Raw genomic sequence first — 13,117 nt, forward strand, 5'->3', positions numbered from 1 at the left:
CATGAAGATAGGCGAGACAGCATGAGCGAAAGCTTCGAGGGCAATGCCCAGGCAATACAGGCTCGCTGGCCACGACTGCTTGAACGGTTGCTGGCGGAAGACAGTGCCGGGTTGCAGGCGGATCTGGTCGAAGGCCTGGGTTCGACCTTGAGTATTTCCGGTATTCAGCTCACCAGCCGTCACGATCGCATGGCGGAAGCACGAACCCAGGCGGCGAGCCTGCCGGCCGACAGCCCGGTGATCCATCTGTACGGCACCGGCTTGGGCGACTTGCAGCAGATATTGCTGGAAAACCCGGCGCTGCAACGCTTGCAGGTGCACATCCTGAACGGCGCGGTATTTGCGCTGGTGCTGCAATTGCTCGATCAGCAGGCCTGGTTGAACGATCCTCGAGTCGAACTGGGCTATGCCGGCGATCTGGCGGAAATCCAGTTGCCATTCTTCGCCTTGCCTTCCGAGCTGGTGCTGGCGGATGACTACAACGCCAAGATCCGCGATCGCCTGGTCAGTGAGGTACACCTGGCCTTCAATAACCGTGACTTCGTGGCCGATTCCCCGGAGGTTACCCAGCGCCTGCAATCGAGTGCCGAGCTGGTGGCCGGCGACAGTGACGTGGCCCGGTTGTTCGGCACCCAGCCGGGGCGCGAGGTCTTTGTGATTGCCACCGGGCCGAGCCTGGAACGGCATTTCGAGCGCCTGCGCGAGATTCGCGCCCAAGCCCGGCGCCCTCTGTTTATCTGTGTCGATACCGCCTACCGGCCGCTGCTCAAGCAGGGGATCGAGCCGGACATCGTGGTCAGCATCGATCACCGGATTTCCGGCTTGCACCTGCCTCCAGAAAAATCGGCAGCCATCACTCTGGTCTACCTGCCGATGGTCGATCCGCAGATTCTGGCGCTCTGGCAGGGGCCGCGGTATGTCGGGTATTCCGCCAGCCCGATTTACACACGGATGCGCGAGCAACTGCCCAAGGCGCAGCTGTATGTCGGTGGCAGCGTGATTCATCCGGCGGTGGACCTGGCGGTAAAAATGGGGGCCGAGCAGGTCACCTTGTTCGGTGCCGACTTCGCCTTCCCGATGAACAAGACGCATGCCGGCTGGCTCGACGGCGAGCTGGGACCACAGCTGGGCGCAGCCAGGCACTGGGTGCTGGATGGGTATGGCCAGCGGGTCAGGACCCAGCTCAATTTCCGCAGTTACCTGTGCGAGCTGGAGCGTTTTATCGCCGGTCATCCACGGGTGCGCTTCTATAACAGCAGTCGGGACGGGGCGATGATCGCCGGGACGACCTACCATCCGGAGTTCAGCCAATGAGCGAAATCGAGGGGTTGATCACCCGCTTGCAGCAATGCGCCCAGGGTTTTCGCCTGGGGCGTGATGTCGAGGCGGCCATGACCATGGTCCAGTTGATGGGGGCGATCCAGCCGGTGATCGATACCGCGCCGCAAGAGCCGCGCCAGGACTGGGAGGTATTACTCGGCCTGATGTTCGAATGCCAGCAAGGACAAAACTGGCTGGCCCTGGCCGACTACCTGCAATACGAATGCGTTGAAGTGCTGCGTTCCCTCTCTGCTGGCTGAAATATTCCTGCCTGCCCGGGCGATCTCTACGCTCGGGCCCTCTCCGGCATTTTTCTGGCGCCATTTTTCCACGGTTTTAAAAACGCCGAGCCCTTGATTTACGAGGGGTGGCACGCTGATGGCAAATTTTTTTGAAAATCCCCTAAAGCAACTTGCATTGCCGACGATAACTATTACGAAGGTTCTCTAGGCCATACCCGGCGGTTGCCAGGGCCGGAAGCCGCAGTACCCAACCAACGAGGAATTCGTCATGGCTTTAACAGTAAACACTAACGTCACATCGTTGAACGTTCAGAAGAACCTGAACCGTGCTTCCGACGCTCTGTCGACTTCGATGACTCGCCTGTCTTCCGGCCTGAAGATCAACAGCGCAAAAGACGACGCCGCCGGCCTGCAAATCGCTACCCGTATGACCTCGCAGATCCGCGGTCAGACCATGGCGATCAAAAACGCCAACGACGGTATCTCCATCGCTCAGACCGCTGAAGGCGCGATGCAGGAATCCACCAACATCCTGCAACGTATGCGTGAACTGGCCGTTCAAGCACGAAACGACTCCAACGGTACTGCTGACCGTGTTGCACTGAACAAAGAATTCGCTTCGATGTCGGACGAGCTGACTCGTATCGCCAAATCGACCAACCTGAACGGCAAGAACCTGATCGACGGTACTGCTGGCACCATGACCTTCCAGGTCGGTTCCAACACCGGTGCTACCAACCAGATCACCATCACTCTGGCCAGTGGCTTCGACGCTACCACCCTGAGCGTTAACTCCGGTGCCATCGCCATTACCGGTAACAGCAGCGCCACCGCTGAAGCCAGCTCCAAGGCTTCGATCGACGCGATCGACAAGGCTCTGGCAACCATCAACGCCAGCCGTGCTGACCTCGGTGCTGCACAAAACCGTCTGACCAGCACCATCTCCAACCTGCAGAACATCAACGAAAACGCCAGTGCTGCACTGGGTCGCGTACAAGATACCGACTTCGCTGCTGAAACTGCGCAGCTGACCAAGCAACAAACTCTGCAACAAGCTTCCACCGCAGTTCTGGCTCAGGCCAACCAACTGCCGTCCGCTGTACTGAAACTGCTTCAGTAATAGCTGACTAAGCTCTAGCGGGGGAGTGCGCTGGTCGTGCTCTCTCGCTTTTTACTTTAAGAGGTGATGGACATGGATATGAGCATGAAGCTGAACTTGTCTTATCCAACGGCCAAGCCGGCAACGCCTGTTGCTGACAAGCCTGTGGAGAAGCCTCAAGCGGACGTTGTGGCGCTGTCGACTGTCAAGGAAGAGAGTAAGAGTGCGCAAGCCGAGCAGGACAAACTGAAAATGGCCATTAAGGAAATTGAAGAGTTTGTGCAATCGGTCAAACGTAACCTGGAATTCTCTATCGACGAGCCTTCTGGCAAGGTTGTCGTCAAGGTCATTGCCAGCGACTCCGGTGAGGTGATTCGTCAGATCCCCAACGAAGAAGTCCTGAAGTTGGCCAATAGTTTGAATGATGCGAGCAGCTTGCTGTTCAGCGCTAAAGTCTGACAGCTGGCATGAAAATTGTTGCTATGTTCTTTTGGGCGTTGTAATGGTCAAAAGACCGGCGACACACTGAAGGGAGATCTCCATGGCAAGTCCAATTCTACCGGGTACCGGTCTAGGCTCCGGCCTCGATACCGGTGCTATCGTCAAAGCCTTGGTGAACGCTGACAAAGCGGCCAAGCAAGGTCAGATCGACCGGGGAACTGCGAACAACACCGCAAGCATCTCCGGCATCGGCACCTTGAAGTCTTTGTTGTCGACCTTTCGGACCACCATTACCGAACTCAGCAGCAAGACCAACCCGCAATTTCCCGGCTATGCCGCCACTACTTCTGACAATAAGTATGTAACAGCGGTCGCTGGCAATGCCGCGGTCAATGGCAACTATGTTGTCGCTGTGCAGAATCTTGCGACTTCCTCGAAAGTCACCAGTGCTGCCTTCGCTGGCGGTACTACAAGTGCTATTCCGACTGGTACCCTGAAAATCAGTCAAAATGGCACTAACTACAACCTCGATGTAAAAGCCGGCGCTACCCTGCAGTCGGTGCGTGACTCGATCAACGCCGACGCATCGCTCAAAAGCGCGGGTATCAGCGCGAACATCGTGACCGATTCCTTTGGATCGCGTCTGGTGGTGGGCTCGACCACTACCGGTGCGGGCTCCGATATTTCCCTTAGCGGTATTGCTGGCCTGGAAATCGACGGCAGCAATGTCGTTGGCACTTCCGGCTCGCCGATGACCGCGACCTCTGCCGGTTCCATTGGTGCCCTGGCGGTGGATGCCAAGTTCACCGTCGACGGCATGGCGCTGACCAGCAAGAGCAACTCGGTGGACAAGGCGGTTTCCGGGATGACCTTCAACCTGGTGGCTCCAGGTACCTCGACCATTACCGTCGCGGCCAACACCGACGGCTTGAAGGCTTCGATCCAGAAGTTCGTCGATGCCTACAACGCGGTGGCCAACAGTGTTACCGCGCTGACCAAGCCGTCCCTGGATGACGACGGCAAGCCGACCATCCCGGCCCAGTTGACTGGCGACTCGTTGCCGCGCTCGATCCTGGCAGCGATTCGTGCGCCACTGTCGGAAGTCGGGGCCGGCGACAAGCTGACCGTTCTGGCGCAGTTGGGGATTACCACCAACCAGAAGACCGGGGCCCTGGACTTCGACTCCACCAAGTTCACCGCGGCGATGAACGACAAAAAGCTCGGTGGCGAAGTGCAGACCCTGTTCACTGGCGAAAACGGTCTGCTGGACCGCATGGACAAGGCTATCGCGCCTTTTGCCCAGACTGGCGGCGTTCTCGATCAGCGCACCACTGCGCTGAACAAGACCAAGACTAAGCTGGCTTCGGATCAGGCTGCCCTGGATCGTCGTATCGAGACCCTGACGGCAGTACTGACCAAGAAGTACAACGACATGGACACCCTGGTGGGCAAGTTGAAGGCCACCGCCAGCAACATCACCTCGATGTTCGAGGCGTTGACCGCGCAACAGAAAGGCTGATTGATACAAGGCGCCAAAAGCCCGGCAACGTTCGCAGCGTTCCGGGCTTTTGGCTTTTGATCTAAAGTTTTTTGACGCCGGGTCGATACGCTGGTTATACGAACCCTTGAGTTTTGATGAGGTAGAACATGAATCCGATGTTAGCCCTTCGGCAATACCAGAAGATTGGTGCCCAGGCGCAGACTTCCGAAGCCAGCCCCCATCGTCTGGTGCAGATGCTGATGGAAGGCGGCCTGGATCGTATCGCCCAGGCCAAGGGGGCGATGGAACGCAAGGATATTCCCAACAAAGGTGTATTCATCAGCAAGGCCATCGGCATTATCGGCGGCTTGCGCGAAGGGCTCGACCTGGAAAACTCACCCGACACCCTGGGTGATCTGGACAGCTTGTACACCTATATGATGACGCGCCTCACCGAGGCGAACATCAAGACCGATCCAAAGATTCTCGACGAGGTCGCCGATCTGCTGCGCACCGTCAAGGAAGGCTGGGACGCCATCGCTGCGCCGGGTCCGCAGTTCTAAGGAGGTCATCATGAGTCTTGTATTGCAGCGCATCGAAGAAACCCGTGAAGCACTGGTCACCGCCCTGGCCGAGCGTAACTGGGAGGCGATCGGTCAGTTGGATCTGGCCTGCCGTTCCTGCATGGAAGACATCTTGAGTGAAGCTCCGGAAGATGAAGCCGCGTTGCGCGAGAACCTGCAGGAACTGCTTGGGGTTTATCGGCAGCTTCTTGAGGTGACGACAGGGGAGCGTCAGGCGATAGTCGACGAGATGTCGCAGATCCATCAAGCACAGAACGCGGCAAAGGTTTACCATCTGTTCGGTTAATTGACCCCTAAGTTAATCCGAATCCAGTGCGCCATAAATTTGACTGTGCACGCTTTTTTGACTTAACTAGTGGCTGTTTTCAGATTTCAGACGTCTATCAGGCTCAAAATGCCTACAAGCGTCTAGCTTGCCCTGATTCCGGGCATTGAGTTGACTAGGGAAGTTGCTATTGCATGTGGCGTGAAACCAAAATTCTGCTGATTGATGACGATAGCGTCCGCCGCCGCGACCTGGCGGTGATTTTAAATTTTCTTGGCGAAGAAAATTTACCCTGTGGTAGCCATGACTGGCAGCAGGCTGTCGGCTCATTGTCATCAAGTCGTGAAGTAATCTGTGTCCTCATCGGGACTGTAAATGCTCCTGGTGCACTGTTGGGCCTGTTAAAGACACTCTCAACCTGGGATGAGTTCCTTCCAGTTTTGTTAATGGGCGATAATTCTTCCATTGACTTGCCGGAAGACCAGCGTCGTCGAGTGCTTTCCACCCTGGAAATGCCACCCAGCTACAGCAAGTTGCTCGATTCCCTGCACCGTGCCCAGGTCTATCGTGAGATGTACGATCAGGCCCGTGAGCGCGGTCGCCATCGCGAGCCCAACCTCTTTCGCAGTCTGGTCGGCACCAGCCGGGCGATCCAGCATGTGCGGCAGATGATGCAGCAAGTGGCCGATACCGACGCCAGCGTGCTGATCCTCGGCGAGTCCGGGACTGGCAAGGAAGTAGTTGCGCGTAACCTGCACTATCATTCCAAGCGTCGCGAAGCGCCATTCGTGCCGGTCAACTGTGGCGCGATTCCGGCCGAGTTGCTGGAGAGCGAACTGTTTGGCCATGAGAAGGGTGCCTTCACCGGAGCCATCACCAGCCGTGCCGGACGTTTCGAACTGGCCAATGGCGGCACCCTGTTCCTCGATGAAATCGGCGACATGCCGTTGCCTATGCAGGTCAAGCTGTTGCGCGTGCTGCAGGAGCGTACCTTCGAGCGCGTGGGCAGCAACAAGACCCAGAGCGTCGACGTGCGGATCATCGCGGCGACTCACAAGAACCTCGAGAGCATGATCGAGGTCGGCAGTTTTCGCGAAGACCTGTACTACCGCCTGAACGTTTTCCCGATCGAGATGGCGCCGCTGCGTGAGCGCGTGGAAGACATTCCGCTGCTGATGAACGAGCTGATCTCGCGCATGGAACACGAGAAGCGCGGTTCGATCCGCTTCAACTCTGCGGCGATCATGTCTCTCTGTCGTCATGGCTGGCCGGGCAACGTCCGTGAGCTGGCCAACCTGGTGGAGCGCATGGCGATCATGCATCCTTACGGCGTTATCGGCGTGGTCGAGTTGCCGAAGAAATTCCGCTATGTCGACGACGAAGACGAGCAGTTGGTAGACAGCCTGCGCAGTGATCTTGAAGAGCGGGTGGCGATCAATGGCCACACGCCGGACTTCGCTGCCACTGCCATGCTGCCGCCGGAAGGCCTAGACCTGAAGGACTACCTCGGTGGTCTGGAGCAGGGCCTGATCCAGCAGGCGCTCGACGATGCCAACGGCATTGTCGCGCGGGCTGCGGAGCGCCTGCGTATCCGTCGCACCACGCTGGTGGAAAAAATGCGCAAGTACGGCATGAGCCGTCGTGAGGGTGATGAACAGGCGGATGATTGACGCCTGTTTTTTAACCTGTTGAAAACCGGGCGGTTTTTTTTCGGCACGGGTATTGCTAAGTCTCTCTCAACGTTCCGTTTAACTGACGGTCAGCCAAGCGAGAGAGCACGATGCCCCAAGCCGCCCAGATGTCTCCTGTTCCTGAAATCCAGGGGCAATCGTCGTCCGTAGAGCAGGCGAGCCGGCTTGGCCTTGAGCAGGCGTTCGCCTTGTTCAACCAGATGTCGAGCCAGCTTACCGACTCCTACAGCATGCTTGAGGCTCGGGTGACCGAGCTCAAGGGCGAACTGGCCGTGGTCAGCGCCCAGCGCATGCAGGAACTGGCGGAAAAAGAGCGTCTGGCCAACCGTCTGCAAAACCTCCTCGATCTGTTGCCTGGCGGCGTCATCGTCATCGACGCCCAGGGCATTGTCCGCGAAGCCAATCCTGCTGCCTGCGACCTGCTGGGCCTGCCTCTCGAGGGCGAGCTGTGGCGGCATGTGATCGCCCGTTGTTTTGCGCCACGAGAAGACGACGGCCATGAAATTTCGCTGAAGGATGGACGGCGATTGTCGATCGCCACCCGTTCGCTGGATGCCGAGCCAGGCCAACTGGTGTTGCTCAATGACCTGACTGAAACCCGTCACCTGCAAGATCAGTTGGCCCGTCATGAGCGCCTGTCGTCCCTTGGGCGCATGGTGGCGTCCCTGGCGCATCAGATTCGTACGCCATTGTCCGCCGCGCTGTTGTACGCCAGTCACCTGACCGAGCAAGAACTGCCTGTTGCCACCCAGCAGCGCTTTGCCGGGCGACTGAAGGAGCGGTTGCATGAGCTGGAGCATCAGGTCCGCGACATGCTGGTGTTCGCCCGGGGCGAGCTGCCGCTGACCGACCGAGTGACGCCCAAGGCGCTGCTGCAATCGCTGCAGGCAGCAGCCTTGACCCATGTGCAGGACGTGCCCGTGCGCTGGCAGTGCGACAGCCATGCCGGCGAGTTGCTGTGCAACCGCGACACGCTGGTGGGGGCGGTGCTCAATCTGATCGAGAACGCCATCCAGGCGAGTGCCGGCCAAGTGCGCCTGAAAGTCCATCTTTATACCCGTGGCAACAACCTGCGGCTGTGCGTCAGCGATAGCGGCAGTGGCATCGATGCTGCGGTGCTGGCGCGCCTGGGTGAACCGTTTTTCACCACCAAGACCACGGGAACCGGCCTGGGCCTGACAGTTGTCAAGGCGGTGGCGCGTGCCCATCAGGGAGAATTGCTGCTGCGCTCGCGTCCTGGGCGCGGCACATGTGCGCTGGTGGTTCTGCCACTGTTCTGTGGCGCTCAAGGAGTGGAGTGAAGGTAATGGCAATCAAGGTTCTACTGGTTGAAGACGATCGCGCCCTGCGCGAGGCCCTGGCGGATACGCTGCTGTTGGCCGGTCATGACTACAAGGCGGTCGGCAGCGCGGAAGAAGCGCTGGAGGCGGTGTCTGGCGAGTCGTTCAGCCTGGTGGTCAGCGACGTCAACATGCCGGGCATGGACGGGCATCAGTTGCTGGGCCTGCTGCGTGCGCACCAACCGCAATTGCCGGTATTGCTGATGACCGCCCATGGCGCGGTCGAGCGGGCGGTCGAGGCCATGCGTCAAGGCGCCGCCGACTACCTGGTCAAGCCCTTCGAGCCCAAGGCCCTGCTGGATCTGGTGGCGCGACATGCCCTGGGTTGCCTGGGGGCGGCCGAGGGTGAAGGGCCGGTGGCATTCGAGCCGGCCAGTGCGCAGTTGCTCGAGCTGGCGGCGCGGGTCGCTCGCAGCGATTCCACGGTGCTGATCTCGGGCGAGTCCGGTACCGGTAAAGAGGTGCTGGCGCGCTACATTCACCAGCAGTCCCATCGCTCCAGCCAGCCCTTTATCGCCATCAACTGCGCGGCTATTCCGGACAACATGCTCGAGGCCACGCTGTTCGGTCACGAGAAGGGTGCCTTTACCGGCGCCATCGCCGCTCAGCCCGGCAAGTTCGAACAGGCCGATGGCGGCACCCTGCTGCTGGACGAGATCTCCGAAATGCCCCTGGCGCTGCAGGCCAAGCTGCTGCGGGTACTGCAGGAACGCGAAGTCGAGCGGGTCGGGGCGCGCAAGCCCATTGCCCTGGATATCCGGGTGGTGGCGACCACCAACCGCGACCTGGCCGGCGAAGTGGCGGCGGGGCGGTTCCGGGAAGACCTTTACTATCGGCTGTCGGTATTCCCGCTGGCCTGGCGCCCGTTGCGCGAGCGTACCGCCGATATCCTGCCGCTGGCCGAGCGTCTGCTGGCCAAACACGTCAATAAAATGAAACACGCTGCCGCCCGACTGTCCGCCGAGGCGCAGGCATGCCTGCTCGGCTATCCATGGCCGGGCAATGTGCGCGAACTGGATAACGCCATTCAGCGTGCGCTGATTTTGCAGCAGGGCGGCCTGATCCAGCCGGAAGATTTTTGTCTCGGCGGACCGCTGGCCTGTGCGCCGTTGCCGGCCGTGGCGCCCGCCGTGGTAGCGGCGGTGCGCAGTGCGTCGGTGGAGGTCGAGGTGCCGCCAGCCGAGTCGGCGGGGGGCTTGGGCGACGATCTGCGGCGTCGGGAATTCCAGATGATCATCGACACCTTGCGGGCCGAGCGCGGCCGGCGCAAGGAAGCGGCCGAGCGCCTGGGGATCAGCCCGCGAACCTTGCGCTACAAGTTGGCGCAAATGCGCGATGCCGGAATGGATGTCGAGGCGTATCTGTTTGCAACATGAGTCGTTTAAGACTGAAGCCGTGCAGGCTTTTGTTCGGTGTCTCCGCGGAGCTGGCACCCTTGTTGCTAACACCTCACTAACCGCTGCGTGAGTGTCAAAAAATTGCGGGTCGTCGGAGAGAGTAGACCATGAGCCAAGGTATTGAATTTAATCGGTTGATGTTGGACATGCGGGCCATGCAAATGGACGCCATGGCCCAGCCAAAATCGGCCGCGGTGCCGCAGGTGAGCGGCAGCAGTTTTTCCGACATGCTTGGGCAGGCGGTGAACAAGGTCAACGACACTCAGCAGGCGTCCAGCCAGCTGGCCAGTGCCTTCGAGATCGGCAAGAGCGGTGTCGACCTGACCGACGTGATGATCTCCTCGCAGAAGGCCAGTGTGTCCTTCCAGGCGTTGACCCAGGTGCGCAACAAGCTGGTTCAGGCGTACCAAGACATCATGCAGATGCCGGTTTAAGGACGAGATTGAGTCATGGCAGAAGCAGTCGCCGATAACGTACCGGCCAAGGCCACTCCGACAGAAGGCAAGCCGCCGCTGTTCGGGTTGTCTTTTCTGGAAAACCTCTCCGAGATGACCATGTTGCGTCAGGTTGGCCTCATGGTCGGTCTGGCTGCCAGCGTGGCGATTGGTTTTGCCGTGGTGTTGTGGTCCCAGCAACCCGATTACCGTCCGTTGTACGGCAGCCTTGCCGGCATGGACGCCAAGCAGGTCATGGACACCCTGGCCTCCGCCGACATTCCCTACACCGTCGAGCCCAACTCCGGTGCCTTGCTGGTCAAGGCCGACGACCTGCCGCGCGCGCGCCTCAAGCTGGCGGCTGCGGGCGTGGCCCCGGGCGACGGCAATATCGGTTTCGAGATTCTCGATAAAGAGCAGGGCCTGGGCACCAGTCAGTTCATGGAAGCGACCCGTTACCGTCGCGGCCTGGAAGGCGAACTGGCGCGGACCATTTCCAGCCTGAACAACGTCAAGGGCGCGCGCGTGCACCTGGCGATCCCGAAAAGCTCGGTGTTCGTGCGCGACGAACGCAAGCCCAGCGCTTCGGTACTGGTCGAGTTGTATTCCGGTCGTTCGCTGGAGCCGGGCCAGGTGGTGGCCATCGTCAATCTGGTGGCGACCAGCGTTCCCGAGCTGAGCAAGTCGCAGATCACCGTGGTCGACCAGAAGGGCAACCTGCTCTCCGACCAGGCGGAAAACTCCGAACTGACCATGGCCGGCAAGCAATTCGACTACAGTCGTCGCATGGAAAGCATGCTGACCCAGCGCGTGCACAACATCCTGCAGCCGATTCTGGGTAATGACCGCTACAAGGCTGAAGTGTCCGCCGATGTGGACTTCAGCGCCGTCGAGTCGACTTCCGAACAGTTCAACCCGGACCAGCCGGCCTTGCGCAGCGAGCAGTCGGTCAACGAGCAACGCTCCAGCAGCCTGGGCCCGCAAGGCGTTCCTGGCGCCCTGAGCAATCAGCCGCCGTCGCCGGCCAGCGCCCCGCAGACTACCGGTGGCGCCACCGCTGCCGCCGGCATGGTGCAGCCAGGCCAGCCGCTGCTGGATGCCAACGGCCAGCAGATCATGGACCCGGCCACCGGCCAGCCGATGCTGGCGCCGTACCCCAACGACAAGCGTCAACAATCCACCAAGAACTTCGAGCTGGATCGCTCCATCAGCCACACCAAGCAACAGCAGGGTCGTCTGAACCGGTTGTCGGTGGCAGTGGTGGTGGACGATCAAGTCAAGGTCAACCCGGCCAACGGCGAAACCACCCGCGCACCCTGGAGCGCCGACGAATTGGCACGCTTTACCCGCCTGGTCCAGGACGCCGTGGGCTTCGACGCCAGCCGTGGCGACAGCGTCAGCGTGATCAACGTGCCGTTCTCGGCCGATCGCGGTGAAGTGATCGCCGACATTCCGTTCTACTCGCAGCCCTGGTTCTGGGACATCGTGAAGCAGGTCCTGGGCGTGCTCTTTATCCTGGTCCTGGTGTTCGGCGTGCTGCGCCCGGTGCTCAACAACATCACCGGTGGCGGCAAGGGCAAGCAACTGGCGGGACTCGGCAGCGATGTCGAACTCGGCGGCATGGGCGGCCTGGATGGCGAGCTGGCCAACGATCGCGTCAGCCTCGGTGGCCCGCAAAGCATCCTGCTGCCTAGCCCGAGCGAAGGCTATGACGCACAGTTGAACGCAATCAAGAGTCTGGTGGCAGAAGACCCGGGTCGAGTGGCCCAGGTCGTGAAAGAGTGGATTAACGCAGATGAGTGATAACCGAGCCGCTACCGCCAAACTGACCCGGGTCGACAAGGCCGCGATTCTGCTGCTGTCCCTGGGCTCCACCGATGCCGCGCAGGTGTTGCGCCACATGGGCCCCAAAGAGGTCCAGCGAGTGGGCGTGGCCATGGCGCAGATGGGCAACGTGCATCGCGAGCAGGTTGAGCAGGTGATGAGCGAGTTCGTCGACATCGTCGGCGACCAGACCAGCCTTGGCGTGGGCTCCGACGACTATGTGCGCAAGATGCTCACCCAGGCCCTGGGCGAGGACAAGGCCAACGGCCTGATCGACCGCATCCTGCTGGGCGGCAACACCAGCGGCCTGGACAGCCTGAAGTGGATGGAGCCGCGCGCCGTGGCGGACGTGATCCGTTACGAGCACCCGCAGATCCAGGCGATAGTGGTCGCCTACCTCGATCCGGACCAGGCGGGCGAAGTGCTCGGCAACTTCGACCACAAGGCGCGCCTGGACATCATTCTGCGGGTTTCCTCGCTCAATACCGTGCAGCCGGCCGCCCTGAAGGAACTCAACCAGATTCTCGAGAAGCAGTTCGCCGGCAACTCCAACGCCTCGCGTACCACCCTGGGTGGTATCAAGCGCGCTGCCGACATCATGAACTTCCTCGACAGCTCGATCGAAGGCCAGTTGATGGACTCGATCCGCGAAGTCGACGAAGACTTGTCCGGTCAGATCGAAGACCTCATGTTCGTGTTCAACAACCTTGCCGATGTCGACGACCGCGGCATCCAGGCGTTGCTGCGCGAAGTGTCTTCCGACGTGCTGGTCCTGGCCCTCAAGGGGTCGGACGAAGGCGTCAAGGAAAAGATCTTCAAGAACATGTCCAAGCGGGCTGCCGAACTGCTGCGCGACGACCTCGAGGCCAAGGGCCCGGTGCGCGTCAGCGATGTGGAAACCGCGCAGAAGGAAATCCTCACCATTGCCCGCCGTATGGCCGAAGCCGGAGAAATCGTTCTCGGCGGGAAGGGCGGCGAAGAAATGATCTAAGGTCGCGTT

General features: G+C 60.2%; 13 protein-coding genes. All 13 read left to right on the plus strand.

Translation table 11 applies throughout. The annotated features are described in order from the left end of the window. Positions 1–21 precede the first annotated feature (21 nt). The 13 genes from H0I86_RS07985 (at position 22) to fliG (ending at position 13,108) form a co-directional block, all read left to right on the plus strand. Positions 22–1,314, plus strand: a complete 1,293-nt coding sequence (locus H0I86_RS07985) for a motility associated factor glycosyltransferase family protein (RefSeq protein ID WP_180924629.1) — start codon at positions 22–24, stop codon at positions 1,312–1,314. Further along, complete coding sequence (locus tag H0I86_RS07990) at positions 1,311–1,580, plus strand: hypothetical protein (protein ID WP_180924630.1); 270 nt, start codon at positions 1,311–1,313, stop codon at positions 1,578–1,580. The genes H0I86_RS07985 and H0I86_RS07990 overlap by 4 nt, the downstream gene beginning before the upstream one ends. A 250-nt stretch (positions 1,581–1,830) precedes the next feature. Continuing rightward, positions 1,831–2,682, plus strand: a complete 852-nt coding sequence (locus tag H0I86_RS07995; RefSeq protein ID WP_023968304.1) for a flagellin domain-containing protein — start codon at positions 1,831–1,833, stop codon at positions 2,680–2,682. 72 nt (positions 2,683–2,754) lie between these two features. Next, complete coding sequence (locus H0I86_RS08000) at positions 2,755–3,120, plus strand: flagellar protein FlaG (RefSeq protein WP_124350002.1); 366 nt, start codon at positions 2,755–2,757, stop codon at positions 3,118–3,120. An 82-nt stretch (positions 3,121–3,202) separates the two neighbouring features. Further along, positions 3,203–4,621 (plus strand): flagellar filament capping protein FliD, encoded by a 1,419-nt coding sequence (gene fliD / locus H0I86_RS08005; RefSeq protein ID WP_180924631.1) that lies wholly within the window; start codon positions 3,203–3,205, stop codon positions 4,619–4,621. 128 nt (positions 4,622–4,749) lie between these two features. Continuing rightward, a complete protein-coding gene (fliS, locus tag H0I86_RS08010) occupies positions 4,750–5,145 on the plus strand; it encodes a flagellar export chaperone FliS (RefSeq protein ID WP_038581122.1) in 396 nt (131 codons plus the stop codon). Between the two features lie 10 nt (positions 5,146–5,155). Then, complete coding sequence (gene fliT, locus H0I86_RS08015) at positions 5,156–5,452, plus strand: flagellar protein FliT (protein ID WP_180924632.1); 297 nt, start codon at positions 5,156–5,158, stop codon at positions 5,450–5,452. Positions 5,453–5,625: 173 nt separating this feature from the next. Then, complete coding sequence (locus H0I86_RS08020) at positions 5,626–7,101, plus strand: sigma-54 dependent transcriptional regulator (protein WP_007922638.1); 1,476 nt, start codon at positions 5,626–5,628, stop codon at positions 7,099–7,101. 128 nt (positions 7,102–7,229) lie between these two features. After that, positions 7,230–8,423, plus strand: coding sequence for a sensor histidine kinase (locus H0I86_RS08025; RefSeq protein ID WP_180925807.1), 1,194 nt, complete (start codon positions 7,230–7,232; stop codon positions 8,421–8,423). A gap of 5 nt (positions 8,424–8,428) precedes the next feature. After that, positions 8,429–9,838, plus strand: coding sequence for a sigma-54-dependent transcriptional regulator (locus H0I86_RS08030; protein WP_180924633.1), 1,410 nt, complete (start codon positions 8,429–8,431; stop codon positions 9,836–9,838). Positions 9,839–9,966: 128 nt separating this feature from the next. Next, positions 9,967–10,293 carry a flagellar hook-basal body complex protein FliE gene (gene fliE, locus H0I86_RS08035; protein ID WP_007922633.1) on the plus strand — a complete coding sequence of 109 codons (327 nt, stop codon included), beginning with the start codon at positions 9,967–9,969 and terminating at the stop codon, positions 10,291–10,293. Between the two features lie 15 nt (positions 10,294–10,308). Further along, positions 10,309–12,096 carry a flagellar basal-body MS-ring/collar protein FliF gene (gene fliF, locus H0I86_RS08040; RefSeq protein WP_180924634.1) on the plus strand — a complete coding sequence of 596 codons (1,788 nt, stop codon included), beginning with the start codon at positions 10,309–10,311 and terminating at the stop codon, positions 12,094–12,096. Next, on the plus strand, positions 12,089–13,108 hold the full coding sequence (gene fliG, locus H0I86_RS08045; RefSeq protein WP_007922630.1) for a flagellar motor switch protein FliG: 1,020 nt from the start codon (positions 12,089–12,091) through the stop codon (positions 13,106–13,108). Before fliF ends, fliG begins: the two co-directional genes overlap by 8 nt. Positions 13,109–13,117: the final 9 nt, after the last annotated feature.

This window comes from Pseudomonas chlororaphis subsp. aurantiaca, assembly GCF_013466605.1.
GTDB classification, from domain to species: domain Bacteria; phylum Pseudomonadota; class Gammaproteobacteria; order Pseudomonadales; family Pseudomonadaceae; genus Aquipseudomonas; species Aquipseudomonas chlororaphis_I.